Consider the following 18,732-nt stretch of genomic DNA (forward strand, 5'->3'; position numbering starts at 1 on the left):
ACCGCTCTCAGGCGCCCTCGTTCCAGTGCAGCTTCTTGCGCAAGGTGTCGAAGTAGCTCCAGCCCAAGGGATGGAGCAGGCGCAGCGTGTGTTCCGAGCGGCGCACGACGATGCGGTCGCCGTGCAGCAGGCTGGTGAGCGACTGCATGTCGAAGTTGGCGCTGGCGTCCTTGCCAGAGACGATCTCGACCGCCACTTCGCAGTGCGCCGGCAGCACGATGGGCCGGTTGGACAGTGTGTGTGGCGCGATGGGCACCATGATCCAGCCGCCGACCGCGGGATGCAGCAGCGGACCGCCGGCCGACAATGCGTAGGCGGTGGAGCCGGTGGAGGTGGCGAGGATCAGGCCGTCCGCGCGCTGGTTGGCCACGAAATGGCCGTCCACCTCCACCCGCAGCTCGATCATGCTGGCCACACCGCCCCGGTTGACAACCACGTCGTTCAGGGCGGTGGCCTCGAACACGCAGCGGCCGTCGCGCCAGACGCTGGCCGCCATCAAAGAGCGGGGATCTTCTTCGAACTCGCCACGCAGGATGGCTCGCAGGTTGTCCTGGTAGGCGCCCAGTGGAATGTCGGTGATGAAACCCAGGCGCCCCTGGTTGATGCCCACCAGTGGCACGCCATAGCGGGCCAGCTGCCGGCCGATGCCCAGCATGGTGCCGTCGCCGCCGAGCACCAGCGCCAGGTCGATGGACTGGCCCATGGCCGGCACGTCCAGCGCCGGGTATTGCAACAGGCCGGTGTTGAGCGCGGTGTCCCTCTCCAGCGAGACGTCGCAGCCTTCGTCGTGCAGAAACTCGGCCAGGGTCTCAACCACCTTGCGAGAGCCGGGCGCCTGGTACTTGCCGACGATGGCCACATGGGCGAATCGCAGGTGGCGCTTCGGCGCAGGGGCCGCATGGCGGCTGGTGTCGAGCTGGGTCATGCACAAATTACAACATAGGGGGAAAGGTAGGCCGGCCCCCCGGAAACCCTTGCTCCCATTCACTGCTTTCGGGTGGCACCGTCCGTAAAATGGGGCCATGCTGGACGACCGATCCAAACTTCTGCTCAAGACCCTGGTCGAGCGCTACATTGCCGACGGCCAGCCCGTCGGTTCCCGCACGCTGGCCAAGGCTGCCGGCATGGAGCTCTCCCCTGCGACCATTCGCAACGTGATGAGCGACCTGGAGGAGCTCGGGCTCATCGCCAGCCCCCATACCTCGGCCGGGCGCATTCCAACCGCCAGAGGCTACAGGCTGTTCGTGGACACCATGCTCACCGTGCGGCGCGAAGACATTTCGGGGGCAGAGAACATCGGCGCCACCGGCATCGAGGCGGGCGCACAGCCACAGCGCGTCATCAGCCACGCCGCCCAGATGCTCTCCAGCCTGTCCCAGTACGTGGGCGTGGTGATGGCGCCGCGGCGCGCCTCGGTGTTCCGACACATCGAGTTCCTGAGCCTGTCGGAGCGCCGAGTGCTGGTGATCCTGGTGTCGCCGGACGGGGATGTGCAGAACCGGATCATTCACACCCAGGCAAACTTCACCCAGTCCCAGTTGCTGGAGGCGGCCAACTTCCTCAATGCCCACTACGCCGGCCTGACCATGGAAGAGGTGCGGGCGCGCCTGCGCAACGAGGTCGAGGCTCTGCGGGGCGAGATCGCTTCTCTCATGCAGGTCGCTGTCGACATCGGGGCCGACTCGAACACCGAGCGTGACGAAGTGGTGGTCTCGGGGGAACGCAACCTGCTGTCGGTCAGCGAGTTTTCCAGCGACATGGGGCACCTGCGCCAGCTGTTCGACTTGTTCGAGCAGAAGACCCAGTTGATCCGCCTGCTGGACGTGTCCTCACAGGCCGATGGCGTGCGCATCTACATCGGTGGCGAAAGCCATGTCGTGCCTTTTGAAGATCTGTCGGTGGTCACCGCGCCCTACGAGGTGGACGGTCAGGTGGTGGGCACGCTTGGAGTCATTGGTCCGCAGCGCATGCCTTACGACCGCATGATCCAGATCGTCGACGTGACGGCCAAGCTGGTGAGCAACGCCCTGAGCCACAAGTGAGTGGGGCGTCGCGGCCGCCTACAATGCGGGCCTTCCCGGGCCGTTAGCTCAGTTGGTCAGAGCAGAGGACTCATAATCCTTTGGTCGTTGGTTCAAGCCCAACACGGCCTACCAAAAAAACCGTGCTACAATGCATGTCTTCGCGGCTGTAGCTCAGCTGGATAGAGTACTTGGCTACGAACCAAGGGGTCGTGGGTTCGATTCCTGCCAGCCGCACCAAATAAAAAGCCCGCAGCCACAAGCTGCGGGCTTTTTTCTTTTTCGCTCCGAAACGTTCTCCCGGGCCGTTCCTTCATGAGCAAAGCATTCACCCGCGAAACCGACGCAGACGAAGACGATGACCTGCCCGAGCCGGCGGTGCTGCCGACTGGGGTGAACTACATCACCCGGGCGGGTTATGACCGGCTGCGGGCCGAGTTGATGGCTCTGATCGACGACGAGCGGCCACGCATCGTCGAGATCGTTCACTGGGCCGCCAGCAACGGCGACCGTTCCGAGAACGGTGACTATCTCTACGGCAAGAAGCGCCTGCGCGAAATCGATCGACGCATCCGTTTTCTCACGCGTCGGCTTGAAATTGCCGAGGTGGTGGATTGCTCGCAGCACCATGGCAGCGACCAGGTGTTTTTCGGCGCCACGGTGACCTATGCAGACGATGAGGGCAAGGAGACCACGGTGACCATTCTCGGTGTGGATGAGGCGGACAGTGCCCGTCACGAGATCAGCTGGGTGTCCCCCGTGGCCCGGGCCCTGCTGAAGGCTCGCGTGGGCGATCTGGTCAGGCTGGTGGTGCCTGGCGGAAGTCAGGAGCTGGAAATCCTCTCGGTCAGCTATCCCGCACCCGGGAGCTGACGCCTGCCATTCAGCTGGCGCGGAACCGCTGCGCCTTGATCACCGAGGTGGTCCGCTTGAGGCTGCGCAGCACTTCGGCGAGGTGCACCCGGTCGCGCACGGCCACTGAAAAGCGGATGTCGGTGGCTGTCTGTGCGGGCTCGGCGCCCATGTCCACGTGGGTGATGTCCGCCTCCGCCGAGGCTATGGCGGAGGCTACGCGAGCCAGAACCCCCTTGCCGTTGGTCACGGTGACCACCACGGTGGTGTCGAACGGGCGCGTCGGTTCATCGGACCACTCGACCTGGAGGAAGCGTTCCCCGTCTCGCGCCAGCAGGCGCTTGCCGGTGGGGCAGTCCTCGGTGTGCACCGTCAGTCCCTCTCCACGGCCGAGATAGCCCACGATGCGGTCGCCTGGGATCGGCTGGCAGCAGCGCGCGAACTGGACCGACAGGCCTTCGCTGCCATCCAGGCTGACCACGCCCTGCGAGACCGACTCGTCTTCGCCGGCGGCATAGCGCTCGGTGCTTATGAGCACCGCATCGGGCTTGAGCCCGGTTTCCGCCAACAGCACGGCCAGCTTCTTGCCCACCATGTTGGCGATGCGCTTGCCCATGCCGATGTCCGAGAGGAGTTCTTCGCGCGACTTGTTGCCGGTAAAGCGCAGAAGCTTGTCCCAGGTGGCCTTGTGTTCGCCACTGGCGTCGGGGAGATGTGCGATGCCTTCGGAGCGCAGGGCCTGGGCGAGCATGCGCTCGCCGAGCAGGTGGGTCTTTTCCTGAGCGAGCGTCTTGAGGTGGTGCCGGATCTTCGAGCGCGCACGACCGGTCTTGACGAAGGACAGCCAGGCCGGGTTGGGCTCGGCGGACTCGCTGGTGAGAATCTCCACCACATCGCCGTTGGCAAGTTCGGTGCGCAGCGGGCGCTGTTCGCCGTTGATGCGGGCACCCACGGCGCGATTGCCCACGCCGCTGTGGATGGCGTAGGCGAAGTCCATCACTGTGGCTCCGCGCGGCAGCGAGAGTATCTTGCTCTGCGGCGTGAACACGTAGACCGCGTCGGGGAACAGGTCGATCTTGATGTGGTCCCAGAACTCGCTGGCGTCGTGTGTCTCCTGCTGAATGTCCAGCAGCGACTGCAGCCACTGCGTGCCCAGGCGCTGGGTGGTGTCGCTGTTGGGTTCGTTGGCCTTGTAGAGCCAGTGGGCGGCAACGCCGGACTCGGCCACCACGTCCATTGCGTGGGTGCGCAGCTGGAACTCGATGTTGGTACCGAAGGGGCCGATCAGGGTCGTGTGCAGCGACTGGTAGCCGTTGACCTTGGGGATGGCCACATAGTCGCGAAACTTGCCGGGTACCGGCTTGTAGAGCTGGTGCAGCAGGCCCATGCCGGTGTAGCAGTCGGTCAGCTCGGGCACCACGATGCGGAAGCCGTAGATGTCGGTGACCTGCGAGAACGACAGGTGCTTGCTGTCCATCTTGCGGTAGACGGAATAGAGCGTCTTTTCACGTCCGACGATGCGCACCGGCATGCCGTGCCTGGCAAACGCGCCTTCAACCTCCTTCTGCACGCGGGCGATCAGGTCCTTGCGGCGGTTGCGGGACTTGTTCAGCGCCTTGGACAGCACCTCGTAGCGCCAAGGGTGCAGGAAGCGGAACGAGAGGTCCTGCAGTTCGCGGTAGGTGAAGTTCAGACCCAAGCGGTGCGCGATCGGGGCATAGATCTCCAGCGTCTCGCTGCTGATGCGCTGCCACTTGTTGCGCGGCATATCGCCCATGGTGCGCATGTTGTGGGTGCGGTCGGCCAGCTTGATCAGGATGACCCGCACGTCCTTGGCCATGGCCAGCAGCATCTTGCGGAAGGACTCGGCCTGGTTCTGCTCTCGGGTGTCGAAGGCCAGCTTCTCCAGCTTGGTCAGGCCGTCGACCAGGTCCGCGACCGGCGCACCGAAGCGCTCGACGAGTTCGACCTTGCTCACGCCGCAGTCTTCCATCGCGTCGTGCATCAGGGCCGCCATCAGCGCCTGGGCATCCAGCTTCCACTCGGCGCACTGGGCGGCGACCGCAATGGGGTGGGTGATGTAGGGATCACCGTTCTTGCGCAGTTGCCCCAGGTGGGCCTCGTCGGCGAAGCGGTAGGCGCGTCGGATGGCCTCGATGTCGGCCGCACCCAGATAGTCCAGCCGACCCAGCAGCGCGGCAAAGCTCGCCGCCGCCGCGCTGGCGGCGGGATGGGCCTGTGGTGCAGGCGGGGCGAGGCTGCCGGGGTCGGCGTTGGTGATCATCCCCTTACTGTAGCGCGAGACGCGCGCCACCACCGTCGGTGCGGGTGATCAGCGCGCCGGCGGAACGAGGATGGTCGGACGGGCTTCGGGGAGCTTGTCCGGGTAGTCGCGGCTGTAGTGCAGGCCGCGGCTCTCCCGACGCAGCATGGCCGACATCACGATCAGGTCGGCCACCTGAACCAGGTTGCGCAACTCCAGCAGGTCGCGCGTGACGTGGAACTGGGCGTAGAACTCCTGGATCTCGCCTTGCAGCAGGGCGATCCGGTGGGCCGCTCGCTCCAGCCGCTTGTTCGTGCGCACGATGCCCACGTAGTCCCACATGAAGCGGCGCAGCTCGTCCCAGTTGTGGGAAATGACGACCTGCTCGTCGGCGTCCTTGACACGGCTGGCGTCCCACAGGGGAATTTCGGGGCGGGTGGTGGCGGCGGCGGTGTGGATGGCCTTGACCGCGGCCTGGGCGAACACCATGCACTCGACCAGCGAGTTGCTGGCCAGGCGGTTGGCGCCGTGCAGACCGGTGCAGGTGGTCTCGCCCACTGCGTACAGACCATCAATGTCGGTGCGGCCGGCCAGATCGGTCACCACGCCGCCGCAGGTGTAGTGCGCGGCCGGCACGACCGGGATCGGCTCTTTCGTGATGTCGATGCCCAGCTCGGCGCAGCGCGCCAGGATGTTGGGAAAGTGCTCCTTCAGGAACTCCGGGCTCTTGTGCGAGATGTCCAGGTGCACACAGTCCAGGCCGTGCTTCTTCATCTCGTAGTCGATGGCGCGGGCCACGATGTCGCGCGGCGCCAGTTCGGCGCGCGGGTCATAGTCGGGCATGAAGCGGTGGCCGCCCAGGTGCGGTGGCAGCTTGAGCTGACCGCCCTCGCCGCGCACCGCCTCGGTGATGAGGAAGTTCTTGACGTGCGGGTGGTACAGGCAGGTCGGGTGGAACTGGATGAATTCCATATTGCCGACGCGGCAGCCCGCGCGCCATCCAGCCGCGATGCCGTCGCCAGTGGCCGTGTCGGGGTTGGTGGTGTAGAGGTAGACCTTGCCCGCGCCACCGGTGGCCAGGATGGTGTGGGGCGCGCTGAAGGTCTCGACCTCGTCGCGGTCCACGTCCAGCACGTAGGCGCCGTGGCAGCGCTGCGGGCCTTCACCGGCCTGGTGGCCGGGCAGCTTGGCGTCGGTGATCAGGTCCACCAGCATGTGGTTCTCGAAGAACGTGATGCCGGGTGTCCTGCGGGCCAGGTTGCTCAGCGTGGTCTGCACGGCGGCGCCGGTGGCGTCGGTGGCGTGCACGATGCGGCGGTGGGTGTGGCCCCCTTCGCGGGTCAGGTGCAGCTCGCCGTTTTCGGTGGAGAAGGGCACGCCCAGTTCCTGCAACCAGGCGATGGCCGCCGGAGCGTTCTCCACCGTGAACTGGGTGGCTTCGAGGTCGCACAGCCCGGCACCGGCCACCAGGGTGTCGTCGACATGCGAGGCGTAGCTGTCGCCCTCGGCCAGCACAGCAGCGATGCCGCCCTGGGCCCAGTTGCTGGAACCGTCCGAGATGCCTCGCTTGGTGACCACGGCCACACGGTGGGTGGGGGCCAGCTTGAGGGCGGCGGTCAGGCCGGCCAGTCCGCTACCGATGATGAGGACGTCGAAATGGTGGGTGGTCATGATGCAGGGGTGTACGCCAGACGGACATAGATCGGCGCGAAGGCTTCGGCCTGGGTCAGCTCGATCAGGGTTTCCTTGGCCAGTTCGAGCATGGCGATGAAAGTGACGACCATGACCTGCGTGCCGCGGGTGGTGTCGAACAGCTCGCCGAACTCGACGAACTTGCGGCCCTGCAGGTGGCGCAGCACGATGCTCATGTGTTCGCGCACAGACAATTCCTCGCGGCTGATCTTGTGGTGCTGGACCAGCTTGGCGCGTTTCATGATGTCGCGCCAGGCCGACTGCAGGTCCAGGGCGCTGACATCGGGGAAGCGGGGTTGCAGCGCCTGCTCGACGTAGACCTGGGCGCGCAGAAAATCGCGGCCGTACTGCGGCACCTCGGCCAGGCGCTGGGCCGCCAGCTTCATCTGTTCGTATTCAAGCAGCCGGCGCACCAGCTCGGCGCGCGGGTCTTCGGCTTCTTCGCCCTCGGCCGTCTTCTTGGGCGGCAGCAGCATGCGCGACTTGATCTCGATCAGCATGGCCGCCATCAGCAGGTACTCGGCCGCCAGTTCGAGGTTGCTGGCGCGGATCTCGTCGACGTAGCTCAGGTACTGGCGGGTCACAGCCGCCATCGGGATGTCGAGGATGTTGAAGTTCTGCTTGCGGATCAGGTAGAGCAGCAGGTCCAGCGGGCCCTCGAACGCTTCGAGGAAAACCTGCAACGCATCCGGCGGGATGTACAGGTCGCGGGGCAGGTCGAACAGGGGCTCGCCGTACAGGCGCGCCAGCGCCACCTGGTCCACCACATCCGGCAACACGGCATCCAGACCCTCCGGGGGCGCATCGAGTGCGCCAGCCTCGTCGCTCATCGCAGGCTCGGGAGCGCAGCGCTCAGTGCGGGTCCGGCTGGGTCTGGTAGACGTAGGGCTGCTGCGGCACGCGCGCGGCCTGCGCCTGGGCCAGCAGGTCGCGGTCAACCTGCTTGTCCCACAGGAGCGAGCGCCCTTGGAGCTGACCCTGCTCGATCTCGGGCCGGCTGGACTTGAGCTGGTCGATGAACTGTGTGGTGTCGGAGGTGTAGTGGGGGCGGCCGAAGATGCTCATAGCAAGAGGGCGCAGGGCGCCGGTCAGCGGAAAACCAACGATTTTACCGGTCGGCCCAGCTCATCCGGTATGCCGGTCGGCCGCCTCGCCCCGCAGCCGGGCGCCGAAGCCGGAGCGCTCGATCAGCGACTGCGGCTGCGGGTTCAACTCGGTCAGCGCCAGCGTGCCGCCCCGTTTGAGGATGGCCTTGTGCAGCTGTTCCAGCGCATCCAGGCCGGTGGTGTCCAGCGAGATCAGCCGGCTGGCATCCAGCGTCACCGCCAGCCCTGCTGGTGCCCGCTCGACCGCCGCCACGATGGGGTCGATCTTGGCGACGGCGCCGAAGAACAGCGAGCCATAGAGCCGGAAGTGGAGCTGCCCGGGGTGCTGTTGAGGCACCGGGTCGGCGCGGAAGATGTCGCTCTGGCGGCGCACGAACAGCAGGCAGGCCAGCACCAGGCCCAGCTCCACCGCCACGGTGAGGTCGAACACGATGGTCACCATGAAGGTGGAGACCATCATGAGGCGGTAGTGGTTGGTGAACTGCTTGAGGCGCCCGAACTCGCGCCACTCGCCCATGTTCCAGGCCACGAACAGCAGCACGCCAGCCAGCACCGCCAGCGGGATGTGCTGGGCCAGCGGGGCGGCCATGAGGACAACCGCCGCCAGCGTGCCTGCATGCACCATGCCGGCGACCGGTGACACCGCACCCGAGCGGATGTTGGTGACCGTGCGGGCGATGGTGCCGGTGGCCGGCATACCGCCAAAGAAGGGCACGGCGAAGTTCGCCACCCCTTGTGCCATGAGTTCCTGGTTCGGGTCGTGTTTGGGGGTGTCGCCGAGCTGGTCGGCGACGCGGGCACAGAGCAGCGATTCGATCGCGCCCAGCAGCGCGATGGTGAGTGTGGGTGTCACCAGGAGCTTCACGGTCTGCCAGCTGAAGTCGGGGAGTTCAAAGGTCGGCAGGCCCTGCGGGATGCCCCCGAAGCGGGTGCCGATGGTCTCGACCGGCATCTTCAGCAGCCAGGCCAGCAGCGACAGCGTCACCAGCGCCACCACCGGCGCCGGCAGCCGCGAGGTGGCCTTGAGCGCGCTGATGGTGTCCACCTGCTCCAGCTGGCGCCGGAACTGCGAGTCCACCGCCCACAGCCGCGGCCAGATGAACAGGCCCACCACGCACAGAACACCCAGCATGCAGGCATAGGGATTGAAGCTGCCCAGGTGCTGGGCGATGGTGGCGATCTGGCCGAAGAAATCGCCTGGCATCTTGGCGATGTCCAGGCCGAGCCAGTCGCGCACCTGCGACAGCGCGATGAGCACCGCAATGCCATTGGTGAAACCGATCACCACGCTGACCGGCACGTAGCGCACCAGGGTGCCGAGGCGGAAGAGGCCCAGCAGGAACAGCAGCACGCCAGCACTGGCTGTGGCGATCAGCAGATTGGCCACGCCGTAGCGCTCGACGATGCCGTAGACGATGACGATGAAGGCGCCGGCCGGGCCGCCTATCTGCACCGAGGTGCCGCCCAGGGCGGAAATGAGGAAGCCGGCGATGATGGCCGTCCACAGACCGGCCTCCGGCTTGAGGCCGCTGGCGATGGCAAAGGCCATGGCCAGTGGCAGCGCCACGATGCCCACCGTGGCGCCGGCCCCCACGTCGCGCGCCAGCTTCTCGCCGTTGTAGCCGCGAATGTCCTGGAACAGTCGGGGCCGGAACGGCGCCAGCGGGGGCAGGTTGTTCAGCATCGCCAGATGTTACCGTTTGCATACCCCCGCGCCACGGTGCATGGAGCGAGGATTGCAGGGTTTACACTGAATTTTTGACCTTCCCGGTGCGACCCATGACCCCACAGATGTTCAACCGCTTGGGATGCTTCCTGCTGGTGGCGGTGCTGCTGACGGCCTGCGACCAGCGCGCCATCAACGAACTGGAAGAGGGGGTGTCGACCGACGCCGATGTCCGCGAGAAGTTCGGGGCGCCCGAGGCGGTGTGGGATGGGCCGGATGGCGCCCAGATCTACGAATACAACCGCCAGCCCGAGGGCTACCAGAACTACCAGATCACCATCGGCCCGGACGGCAAGATGGCGGCCCTGCGGCAGGTGCTCAACCCGAGAACCTTCGCCGAGATCCAGCCCGGCATGGCCATGGAGGATGTGCGCAAGCTGCTGGGCAAACCGATGAAGGTGACCGAGTACGCCCTCAAGAAAGAGATCCACTACGACTGGCGGTGGCGCGATGGTCCGAACGAAAGCGACAGCCAGGTGTTCACGGTCATCTTCAGCCCGGACCTGCGGGTGATCTCGGCCGGGTCGGTGCGCGACCCGGCGCTGGACCGGTCCCGCTGAGGTGGTCCCGGCGGTTCAGCTGGCGCGCAGACGCTGCCAGTCGTCCAGCAGCGGGCGCAGCACCAGCAGCAGCAGCGCGAGCGCCAGCGGCAATGTGCTCACATAGCCCAGGTGCTTGAAGCCCAGGGCGCCGACGATGCCGCCGACAAGAAAGCTGAGGACCAACTGGGCGTGCACCCGCAGGCGTTCGCGGTCGGCCCGCACCGGCTGCATGTCCGGGTGCCGGTTCACATAGAGCAGCTTGCCCAGTTCGATGCCCAGGTCGGTGACCAGTCCGGTGACGTGGGTGGTGCGGATGCGGGCTTGCGATATCTTGGTGATGACCGCGTTCTGTAAGCCCATGATGTAGCAGAGCAGCACCACCGTGACCGGCAGGAACACGGTGTGCCACAGGCTCATAACGGCACCAAAGAGGCCAAAGACCAGCAGCAGCACGGCCTCCAGCAGCAGCGGCAGGCCGTAGGCGCTGCGCAGTTGCAGGCGCATGCCCCAGTTGACGATCCAGGCGGTGCTCATGGCACCCAGCAGGAAGGCGAGCACCGAGACCAGTCCGGCGCCCACCAGCACGAACTGGCCAAGTACCAGGTTGTCGGCCAGCGCCGAGAGCATGCCCGTCATGTGCGAGGTGTACTGGCCCACGGCCAGGAAGCCGCCCGCGTTGGCGGCGCCGGCCACGAAGGCCAGCACGGTGCCCAGCTTCAGGTCCGCCTGCGGCGTGCGCTGCAGGGCGGTGAAGCCGCGGATGGGTGCGAACACGGGCGGTGGCAGTTCAGTGGATACGCATGCCCGGCTGCGCGCCCGGCCAGGGCTGCAGCACGTGGATGCCCGGCTGCGCCTTCTCGTCGGCGTGGCTGGCGGCCAGCACCATGCCCTCGCTGACGCCGAACTTCATCTTGCGCGGCGCGAGGTTGGCCACCATCACGGTCAGCTTGCCTTCCAGGTCCTCGGGCTTGTACATGCTGGCGATGCCGCTGAACACGTTGCGCGTCCGGCCTTCGCCCACGTCCAGCGTCAGGCGCAGCAGCTTGGTCGAGCCCTCCACCGCTTCGCATTTGACGATCTGCGCGATGCGCAGATCAACCTTGGCGAAGTCGTCGATGGAGATGGTGGGGGCGATCTCCTCACCGCCCGGCACGATCTTGGGTTCTTCGGGCGCCGGCGGCGGCTCGAACAGGGCGTCGAGCTGCTTGACATCCACGCGCTGCATGAGGTGCTGGTAGGGCTGGATGGCCGGCACGTTGGTCGCGTTGTGCCAGTCCTTGAGGTCGGCGCCGGTGAGGGCCTGCACCTGGCCAGCGAGCTGCGGCAGCACAGGCGCGAGGTAGCGGGCCAGCGCGGTGAAGGCATTGACCAGCACCGAGCAGACCTGCTGCAGGCGGGCGTCGTTGGCGGCGTCCTTGGCCAGGTCCCATGGCTTGTGCTGGTCCACGTAGGCGTTGACACGGTCGGCCAGCGCCATGATCTCGCGCATGGCCTTGCCGTATTCGCGCTCGTTGTAGTGCGTGGCGACGCCGCCCGCCGCGGCCCGGATGTCGGCCAGCAGAGCGGTGCCCTGTTCGTCGAAGCTCTGCGTCAGCTGACCGCCGAAGCGCTTGGTGATGAAGCCGGCCGAGCGCGAGACGATGTTGACGAATTTGCCGACCAGGTCGCTGTTGACGCGCAGCATGAAGTCTTCGGCGTTGAAGTCCACGTCCTCGTTCTTGCCCGAGAGCTTGGCCGCCAGGTAGTAGCGCAGCCACTCGGGGTTCATGCCCAGTTCCAGGTACTTCAGCGGCGACAGACCGGTACCCCGGCTCTTGCTCATCTTCTCGCCGTTGTTGATGGTCAGGAAGCCGTGCACGAAGACCGCGTTGGGCACCTTGCGGCCGCTGAAGTGCAGCATGGCCGGCCAGAACAGGGTGTGGAAGGTAATGATGTCCTTGCCGATGAAGTGGTACTGCTCGGTGGACGGGTCGGCCATGAACGTCTCGTAGTCGCGCCCCGTCTTGCCGAAGTAGTTCTTGAGCGAGGCCAGGTAGCCGATCGGCGCGTCCAGCCAGACGTAGAAGTACTTGCCAGGGGCATCCGGGATCTCGATGCCGAAGTAGGGCGCGTCGCGGCTGATGTCCCAGTCGCCCATCTTGGGCTTGCCGTCCTCGCCGGGCGCGATCCATTCGGTGATCTTGTTGAGCACCTCGGGCTGTACGGCGCCGCTGGTGGTCCATTGCTTCAGGAAATCGATGCAGCGTGGGTCGGACAGTTTGAAGAAGAAGTGGTCCGAGTGTTTGAGCACCGGAGCGACACCGGAGAGCGCCGAGTACGGGCTTTTCAGCTCGGTGGGGGCGTAGACTGCGCCACAGACTTCGCAGTTGTCGCCGTACTGATCCTTGGCGCCGCACTTGGGGCACTCGCCCTTGATGAAGCGGTCGGGCAGGAACATGTTCTTCTCGGGGTCGAAGAACTGTTCGATGGTGCGTGTCTCGATCAGATTGTTGGCCTTGAGGGCGCGGTACACGTCCTGTGCGAGTTCGTGGTTCTCCGGGCCGTCGGTGCTGTGCCAGTTGTCGAAGCCGATGTGGAAGCCGTTGAGGTACTGCGGCCGGCCGGCTGCGATGTCGGCCACGAACTGCTGCGGCGTCTTGCCGGCCTTTTCGGCCGCAATCATGATCGGCGCGCCGTGTGCGTCGTCGGCGCAGACGAAGTGCACCTCATGGCCCTGCATGCGCTGGAACCGCACCCAGATGTCGGCCTGGATGTATTCCATGATGTGACCGATGTGGAAATGGCCGTTGGCGTAGGGCAGGGCGGTGGTGACGAACAGGCGGCGCTGGCTCATGTCAGAAGGCTTTCATTCGGGGGAACCCGCAATTTTAGGCGGGGCATGCCGGGGCCGTTAGACTTCGGTGCGATTCTTCATACCCCTACCCCCGTACCCGGAGAGCCCGTTTCATGGCCGTCGACACCCAAGCGCTCCTTGCCGCCCTGCAGGCGGTGACCGATCCCAACACCGGCAAGGACTTCGTGTCCACCAAGGCTCTGAAGAACCTGCAGGCCGATGGCGGCGATGTGTCCTTCGATGTCGAGCTGGGTTACCCCGCCAAGAGCCAGATTCCGGCGCTGCGCCGCGGCCTGATCGAGGCCGCCAAGGGCGTGCCCGGTGTGGAAAACGTGTCGGTCAACATTCAGGTGAAGATCATTGCGCACGCGGTGCAGCGCGGTGTGCAATTGCTGCCGAATGTGAAGAACATCATCGCCGTGGCCTCGGGCAAGGGCGGTGTGGGCAAGAGCACCACCACGGTGAACCTGGCGCTGGCGCTGGCCGCCGAGGGTGCCAAGGTCGGCATCCTCGATGCGGACATCTATGGCCCCAGCCAGCCCATGATGATGGGCATCGAGGGCCGTCCCGAGAGCACCGACGGCCAGACCATGGAGCCGCTGGAAAACTACGGCGTGCAGGTCATTTCCATCGGTTTCCTGGTGGACAAGGACGAGGCCATGATCTGGCGCGGCCCCATGGCCACACAGGCGCTGGAGCAGCTGCTGCGCCAGACCAACTGGAAGGATCTGGACTACCTGATCGTCGACATGCCGCCGGGCACCGGCGACATCCAGCTCACGCTGTCCCAGCGCGTGCCCATGACCGGTGCGGTGATCGTGACCACGCCGCAGGACATCGCCCTGCTGGACGCGCGCAAGGGCATCAAGATGTTCGAGAAGGTGGGCGTGCCCATCCTGGGGATCGTGGAGAACATGGCCGTCTACTGCTGCCCGAACTGCGGCCACACCGAACACATCTTCGGCTCAGAAGGCGGCAAGAAGATGGCGGCCGAGTACGGCATGGACTTCCTGGGCGAGCTGCCGCTGAACATGAGCATCCGCGTGCAGGCCGATAGCGGCCGGCCGACCGTGGTGGCCGACCCCGAGGGCGAGATCGCCGGCATCTACAAGACGGTGGCGCGCCAGGTGGCGATCAAGATCGCGGCCAAGGCCAAGGACTTCTCCAGCAAGTTCCCGACCATCAAGATCTCCAAGGACACCTGAGCCCGACGGGCTCAATACCGCAACTGCCCCTGGCCGTCGATGATGGCCAGTTCCACATAGTCCGAACCGTTGTGTGATTTGGGCGAGTACTTGGCGGTGAAGCGGCCGAACGCGATTTCGCCGGCGCTTTCCATGGCGCGGGTGAACGACGCGGTGCTCAGGTCGCGGCCGGTGCGCCGCAGGCCTTCCACCAGCAGCCGCGCGTGCACGAAGCCCTCGAACTGCGAGGCCGATGGTGCGGCATCGGGGCTCTTGTCCTTGAGCAGCTTCAGGTACTCCGCCACCACCGGAATGGTGGTGTTGCGCAGCGACGGCATGATCTGCGCCAGGATGATGCCGCGGGCCTTGTCCTTGAGCTCCCGGTTGATCACGTCCAGGCTGGCGACCGAATAGCCGTAGTAGGTGGGGCGCGCCGTCGTGGCGCTGACGGCCTTGACGTAGTTGGGGAAAGTCAGCCCCGCCGTGCCCACGATCACCGCCTGCGGATTGGCCTGCGCGGTGGCCGCAGCGGCGGCAGCAAAGTCCGGCGACGCCGGGTCGACCTTGATCTCGGCCGCCAGCGGCAGGTTCAATGCTGCGGAGGCCTTCTTGACCTCGCCCAGCAGCGTCTTGCCCAGGCCGTCGTCCTGGTAGAAGAAGGCGACGCGGGTCACGCCAATCTGCTTGAGCTGGGAAAAGATGCGCTCGGTTTCGTTGGCGTAGCTGGCGCGGACGTGAAACAGGTACGGGTTGGCGCCTTCGCGCATCGACGAAGCGCCGGTCACCGGGCCGAAGAGGATGGTGCCGGATTCCTTGAGCAGGGGCAGCACGGCGGCGGTCTGCGCGGTGCCGGTGCTGTTGAACAGCATGAACACCTTCTGTTCCGTGACCAGCTTGCGCGTGTTCTCCACCGCACGCTTGGGATCGAAGCCGTCGTCCAGGGTGGTGAAGCTGATCTTGCGGCCGTGCACGCCGCCCGCGGCGTTGACCGCGTCGAACAGCAGCCTGGCACCTTCGCCGTACTGCAGGGTCTGCGGCCCCAGCGGACCGGAGAGCACCTGGGAGGCGCCCAGCCGTATTTCGGTCGGTGTGACGCCCTCGTCGCCCGCGTGCGCTGCCACCGCCACCACCATCCACGCACACATCCCCAGCCATTTTCGAATCATCTCGACCTCTGTGTCTGTCTCCGGAAGCGGACGAGTTTCGTTATGAACGGAAACCAGATCAAGCGCGCGGTGCCCGGGTTTACCCGGGGCAGGAGCCTCTGGCCGGATGGGCGGTGCCTGCCAGCGAATCAGCGGCGCACAAACAGGCGCTGGTTTTCCAGCTCGCGCAGCTTGAAGCGCTGGATCTTGCCGGTGGCGGTCTTGGGCAGCTCGCTCACGAACTCGATGAAGCGCGGGTACTTGTAGGGCGCGAGCTTTTCCTTCACGAAGGCCTGCAGCTCGGCCTCAGTGGCCTGCTGGCCCGGCTTGAGCACGACGAAGGCCTTGGTCTTGGTCAGGCCCTCGTCGTCGTTCTTGCCGATCACCGCGGCCTCGAGCACCGCGCTGTGCTGCACCAGCGTGGCCTCGACCTCGAAAGGCGAGACGTAGATGCCGCTGACCTTGAGCATGTCGTCGTTGCGCCCGGCGTAGGTGTAGTAGCCGTCGGGGTCGCGCAGGTACTTGTCGCCGCTCTTGGTCCAGGGGCCCTGGAAGGTGTCGCGCGACTTGGCGCGGTTGTTCCAGTACATCAGCGCGGCGCTGGGCCCTTGTATATAGAGGTCGCCGATCTGGTTGTGACTGGTGATGACGCTGCCGTCCTCGTCGCGCAGCTGCACCTCGTAACCGGGCACCGGTTTGCCAGTAGTGCCGTAGCGCACATCGCCAGGGCGGTTGGAGAGGAAGATGTGCAGCATTTCGGTGCTGCCGATGCCGTCGATGATTTCGCAGCCGAAGTGCGCAGTCCAGCGTTCGCCGATGTCGCGCGGCAGCGCTTCGCCGGCCGAGGAGCACAGACGCAGCGATACCGCGCTTCTGGGCGGCAGGTCGGGCGCGGCCAGCATGCCGCCGTAGCCGGTGGGCGCGCCATAGAACACCGTGGGCTGGTGCTCGGTCATGCGCCTGAAGCAGGCCTGTGGCGTCGGGCGTTCGGCCATCAGCACCACGCTGGCGCCCGCGCTCAGCGGGAACGACAGCGCGTTGCCCAGGCCGTAGGCGAAGAACAGCTTGGCGGCCGAGAACACCACATCGCTCTCCTGCAGGCGCAGCACGCCCTTGCCGTAGAGCTCGGCGGTCCACCAGAGGTTGGCCTGGGTGTGCACCGTGCCCTTGGGCGCGCCGGTGGAGCCGCTGGAGTACAGCCAGAACGCGGGTTCGTCGCCGTGGGTGTCGGCGCCGGTGCCGGGCTCGCTCGACGCCACCCACTGCGTCCAGTCGTGGGCGCCGGCCGGCAGCGGCTCCTTGCTGCGCGAGACGATCAGCTGCTTGACCTCGTGCGGCGTGCCGTCCATCGCGGTCTGCAGCGTGGGCAGCAGCGCGGCGGACACCAGCGCGGCCTGGGCGCGGCTGTCGGCCAGCATGTAGGCGTAGTCCTTGGCGGTCAGCAGGGTGTTGACGCAGACCGGCACCACGCCCGCGTGCAATGCACCCAGAAAGCTCACCACCCAATCGCTGCAGTCGTGCATCAGCAGCAGCACGCGGTCTTCGCGGCGCAGACCCAGGGCGTTTAGCGCGGCTGAGCAGCGCTGCACCTGGTCGGCCAGCTGGCCGTAGCTCAGCTGGCCGGCGTCGTCGATCAGCGCGGTCTTGGCCGCGCGGCCGGCGTTGACCTCGATCAGGTGACGCGCGAAGTTGAAACGGTCAGGTGGCGGTGCGGTGTCTTTCTGGCTCATGGCTTGTCTCCTGTCGTGGGGTCTCTGGTGGACTTCAGGGTTTGAACGGTGCGGCCGTCGCGGCCAGCGCGTCCAGCGCCGCGCTGCTGGCCTGCACGGCCGTGCGGCGGTGGTAGAAGCCCAGCGCGCGCAGGCCGCCGAGTTCTTCGCCGCCGCCCGCGCGGCCGGGGCCGCCGTGCAGGCTCATGGGCATCACGTTGCCGTGGCCGGTCTGGCTGGCGGCGACGTCGGGGCTGATGGCGTGCACGCGGCCGTGGCTGTCGGCCAGTTCGGCGGCGGCGCGGGCGATGAAGGCCGGGTCCTCGCTGTAGATGGAAGCAACCAGCGAGCCCTCACCGCGGCGGACCAGGTCCCAGGCCTCGTCTTCGTCCTCGTAGGCCATCAGGGTGGCGACCGGGCCGAACACCTCGACCTCGTGCAGCAGCTTGGCCTGGCCCGGGTCTCGGTGGCCGAGCAGGGTGGGCGCGACGCAGGCGGAGGCCTCGGGGTCGGCGTCGACCAGGGGCGTTTCGCTGCCGTCGTGCAGCACCAGCGCCTCGTGGCACAGGGCCTCGATGCCGTGCAGCACGCTGCGTTTCTGTTCCTGGCTCACCAGCGCGCCCATGCGCACGCCTTCGTTGCGCGGGTTGCCGACAGTGACCTTGGCCAGCTTGGCGGAAATGGCTTCGGCGGCGTTGTCGAAGAGTTCGAGCGGCACGAAGATGCGGCGGATCGCGGTGCACTTCTGGCCGCTCTTGACTGTCATCTCGCGCACCACCTCGCTGACCATCAGTTTGAAGGCCTCGCTGTCGGCCGTGGCGGACGGGTCGAGCAGGGCGCTGTTGAGGCTGTCGGCCTCGATGTTGCAGCGGACCGAGCGCTGGGCCACCGCCGGGTGGCTGCGGATGATGCGCGCGGTCTCGGCCGAGCCGGTGAAGCTGACCACGTCGAAGGGCTGGAGCTGGTCCATCAGGTGGGCCGAGGAGCCGCAGATCACCGACAGCGCGCCCTCGGGCAGCACGCCGGCCTTGACCACGTCCTCCACCATGCGCTGGGTCAGCCAGGCGGTGGCGGTGGCCGGCTTGACGATCACCGGCACGCCCGAGAGCAGGGCCGGCGCGGCCTTCTCCCACAGGCCCCAGCTCGGGAAGTTGAAGGCGTTGATGAACAGCGCCAGGCCGCGCGTGGGGTTCAGCACGTGCTGGGTCTGGAACAGAGGGTCTTTGCCCATGCGGATACGCTCGCCGTCGAGCAGGCACTTGGCCTCGCCCAGGGCCTCGCCCTGTTTGGCGTAGTAGCCCAGCGTGAAGATGCCGCCGTCGATGTCGACCGCCGAGTCCTTGGTGGTGGTGCCGGAGTTGCGGGTGGCGATGTCGTAGTAGGCGTCGCGATTGGCCTGCAGCACCTTCACCACCTCGCCCAGCATCGCGGCGCGCTGGCCGTAGCTCATGGCACGCAGCGCGCCGCCGCCGTGCTCGCGGGCAAAGGCAAAGCCCTCGTGGAGGTTCAGTCCGGTGTTGTCGACGCGCACCAGGGCCTCGCCGGTCACCGCGTCCCGCAGGGTAGTGCCGTGGCCGTGGCCGGTCTGCCAGCGGCCGGCGAAGAAGTTTGGAAGCAGGGGAATGTCGGGTGTGCTCATGGTCGGAAGCTGCAGCGCTT

At 66.4% G+C, this 18,732-nt stretch carries 15 protein-coding genes and 2 tRNA genes; 6 read left to right on the top strand and 11 right to left on the bottom strand.

The features are described from left to right. Positions 1–7: 7 nt before the first annotated feature. Positions 8–925 (bottom strand): NAD kinase, encoded by a 918-nt coding sequence (locus tag ACFOPI_RS04160; protein WP_382171211.1) that lies wholly within the window; start codon positions 923–925, stop codon positions 8–10. Between the two features lie 97 nt (positions 926–1,022). Here ACFOPI_RS04160 and hrcA point away from each other — a divergent pair, with 97 nt between their 5' ends. The 4 genes from hrcA to greB all read left to right on the top strand — a co-directional run bounded on the left by hrcA (position 1,023) and on the right by greB (position 2,894). Further along, the gene (gene hrcA, locus ACFOPI_RS04165) at positions 1,023–2,042 is read left to right on the top strand and encodes a heat-inducible transcriptional repressor HrcA (protein WP_382171214.1); all 1,020 of its coding nucleotides are present in this window, start codon (positions 1,023–1,025) and stop codon (positions 2,040–2,042) included. A 37-nt stretch (positions 2,043–2,079) separates the two neighbouring features. Beyond that, positions 2,080–2,156, top strand: a tRNA-Ile gene (locus ACFOPI_RS04170). Between the two features lie 28 nt (positions 2,157–2,184). Further along, positions 2,185–2,261 (top strand) — tRNA-Arg (locus ACFOPI_RS04175). A gap of 75 nt (positions 2,262–2,336) precedes the next feature. Then, on the top strand, positions 2,337–2,894 hold the full coding sequence (gene greB / locus ACFOPI_RS04180) for a transcription elongation factor GreB (protein WP_382171217.1): 558 nt from the start codon (positions 2,337–2,339) through the stop codon (positions 2,892–2,894). A gap of 10 nt (positions 2,895–2,904) precedes the next feature. Here greB and ACFOPI_RS04185 read toward each other — a convergent pair whose 3' ends face one another. The 5 genes from ACFOPI_RS04185 to ACFOPI_RS04205 are packed head-to-tail and all read right to left on the bottom strand — an operon-like array spanning position 2,905 to position 9,618. Continuing rightward, positions 2,905–5,157 carry a RelA/SpoT family protein gene (locus ACFOPI_RS04185; protein WP_382171220.1) on the bottom strand — a complete coding sequence of 751 codons (2,253 nt, stop codon included), beginning with the start codon at positions 5,155–5,157 and terminating at the stop codon, positions 2,905–2,907. 48 nt (positions 5,158–5,205) lie between these two features. Next, complete coding sequence (gene nadB / locus ACFOPI_RS04190) at positions 5,206–6,807, bottom strand: L-aspartate oxidase (protein WP_382171223.1); 1,602 nt, start codon at positions 6,805–6,807, stop codon at positions 5,206–5,208. Then, on the bottom strand, positions 6,804–7,658 hold the full coding sequence (locus ACFOPI_RS04195) for a segregation and condensation protein A (RefSeq protein WP_382171227.1): 855 nt from the start codon (positions 7,656–7,658) through the stop codon (positions 6,804–6,806). Before ACFOPI_RS04195 ends, nadB begins: the two co-directional genes overlap by 4 nt. 22 nt (positions 7,659–7,680) lie before the next feature. Continuing rightward, positions 7,681–7,893, bottom strand: a complete 213-nt coding sequence (locus tag ACFOPI_RS04200) for a DUF3460 family protein (protein WP_066255241.1) — start codon at positions 7,891–7,893, stop codon at positions 7,681–7,683. A 60-nt stretch (positions 7,894–7,953) separates the two neighbouring features. Then, entirely contained in the window at positions 7,954–9,618 is a 1,665-nt protein-coding gene (locus ACFOPI_RS04205) for a SulP family inorganic anion transporter (protein WP_382171230.1), read from the bottom strand. 95 nt (positions 9,619–9,713) lie between these two features. On the opposite strand from ACFOPI_RS04205, the gene bamE reads away from it, so the two are divergent. Then, the gene (gene bamE / locus ACFOPI_RS04210; RefSeq protein ID WP_382171232.1) at positions 9,714–10,220 is read left to right on the top strand and encodes an outer membrane protein assembly factor BamE domain-containing protein; all 507 of its coding nucleotides are present in this window, start codon (positions 9,714–9,716) and stop codon (positions 10,218–10,220) included. 15 nt (positions 10,221–10,235) lie between these two features. On the opposite strand, the gene ACFOPI_RS04215 is transcribed toward bamE, so the two are convergent. Then, the gene (locus tag ACFOPI_RS04215) at positions 10,236–10,976 is read right to left on the bottom strand and encodes a YoaK family protein (RefSeq protein WP_382171236.1); all 741 of its coding nucleotides are present in this window, start codon (positions 10,974–10,976) and stop codon (positions 10,236–10,238) included. Between the two features lie 13 nt (positions 10,977–10,989). Further along, the gene (gene metG, locus ACFOPI_RS04220; protein ID WP_382171239.1) at positions 10,990–13,035 is read right to left on the bottom strand and encodes a methionine--tRNA ligase; all 2,046 of its coding nucleotides are present in this window, start codon (positions 13,033–13,035) and stop codon (positions 10,990–10,992) included. A 113-nt stretch (positions 13,036–13,148) separates the two neighbouring features. Between metG and apbC the strand changes: the two genes are divergently transcribed. Beyond that, positions 13,149–14,240 carry an iron-sulfur cluster carrier protein ApbC gene (gene apbC, locus ACFOPI_RS04225; RefSeq protein ID WP_382171242.1) on the top strand — a complete coding sequence of 364 codons (1,092 nt, stop codon included), beginning with the start codon at positions 13,149–13,151 and terminating at the stop codon, positions 14,238–14,240. A gap of 11 nt (positions 14,241–14,251) precedes the next feature. Here the strand turns inward: apbC and ACFOPI_RS04230 are convergent, their stop codons facing one another. From ACFOPI_RS04230 to ACFOPI_RS04240, 3 genes are all read right to left on the bottom strand, one after another. Beyond that, positions 14,252–15,385, bottom strand: a complete 1,134-nt coding sequence (locus ACFOPI_RS04230) for an ABC transporter substrate-binding protein (protein WP_382171245.1) — start codon at positions 15,383–15,385, stop codon at positions 14,252–14,254. A gap of 128 nt (positions 15,386–15,513) precedes the next feature. Next, entirely contained in the window at positions 15,514–17,094 is a 1,581-nt protein-coding gene (locus tag ACFOPI_RS04235) for a benzoate-CoA ligase family protein (protein WP_382171247.1), read from the bottom strand. Positions 17,095–17,128: 34 nt separating this feature from the next. Next, on the bottom strand, positions 17,129–18,712 hold the full coding sequence (locus tag ACFOPI_RS04240; RefSeq protein WP_382171250.1) for a 3,4-dehydroadipyl-CoA semialdehyde dehydrogenase: 1,584 nt from the start codon (positions 18,710–18,712) through the stop codon (positions 17,129–17,131). Positions 18,713–18,732 lie beyond the last annotated feature (20 nt).

Origin of the sequence: Hydrogenophaga luteola (assembly GCF_042648585.1) — a bacterium.
Taxonomy (GTDB): Bacteria; Pseudomonadota; Gammaproteobacteria; order Burkholderiales; family Burkholderiaceae_C; genus Hydrogenophaga; species Hydrogenophaga luteola.

Excerpts from the sequence above, each read along its gene's own strand:
- ACFOPI_RS04160 (WP_382171211.1), bottom strand. The coding sequence starts at position 925 with ATGACCCAGCTCGACACCAGCCGCCATGCGGCCCCTGCGCCGAAGCGC.
- hrcA (WP_382171214.1), top strand. The coding sequence starts at position 1,023 with ATGCTGGACGACCGATCCAAACTTCTGCTCAAGACCCTGGTCGAGCGC.
- greB (WP_382171217.1), top strand. The coding sequence starts at position 2,337 with ATGAGCAAAGCATTCACCCGCGAAACCGACGCAGACGAAGACGATGAC.
- ACFOPI_RS04185 (WP_382171220.1), bottom strand. The coding sequence starts at position 5,157 with ATGATCACCAACGCCGACCCCGGCAGCCTCGCCCCGCCTGCACCACAG.
- nadB (WP_382171223.1), bottom strand. The coding sequence starts at position 6,807 with ATGACCACCCACCATTTCGACGTCCTCATCATCGGTAGCGGACTGGCC.
- ACFOPI_RS04195 (WP_382171227.1), bottom strand. The coding sequence starts at position 7,658 with ATGAGCGACGAGGCTGGCGCACTCGATGCGCCCCCGGAGGGTCTGGAT.
- ACFOPI_RS04200 (WP_066255241.1), bottom strand. The coding sequence starts at position 7,893 with ATGAGCATCTTCGGCCGCCCCCACTACACCTCCGACACCACACAGTTC.
- ACFOPI_RS04205 (WP_382171230.1), bottom strand. The coding sequence starts at position 9,618 with ATGCTGAACAACCTGCCCCCGCTGGCGCCGTTCCGGCCCCGACTGTTC.
- bamE (WP_382171232.1), top strand. The coding sequence starts at position 9,714 with ATGACCCCACAGATGTTCAACCGCTTGGGATGCTTCCTGCTGGTGGCG.
- metG (WP_382171239.1), bottom strand. The coding sequence starts at position 13,035 with ATGAGCCAGCGCCGCCTGTTCGTCACCACCGCCCTGCCCTACGCCAAC.
- apbC (WP_382171242.1), top strand. The coding sequence starts at position 13,149 with ATGGCCGTCGACACCCAAGCGCTCCTTGCCGCCCTGCAGGCGGTGACC.
- ACFOPI_RS04230 (WP_382171245.1), bottom strand. The coding sequence starts at position 15,385 with ATGATTCGAAAATGGCTGGGGATGTGTGCGTGGATGGTGGTGGCGGTG.
- ACFOPI_RS04235 (WP_382171247.1), bottom strand. The coding sequence starts at position 17,094 with ATGAGCCAGAAAGACACCGCACCGCCACCTGACCGTTTCAACTTCGCG.
- ACFOPI_RS04240 (WP_382171250.1), bottom strand. The coding sequence starts at position 18,712 with ATGAGCACACCCGACATTCCCCTGCTTCCAAACTTCTTCGCCGGCCGC.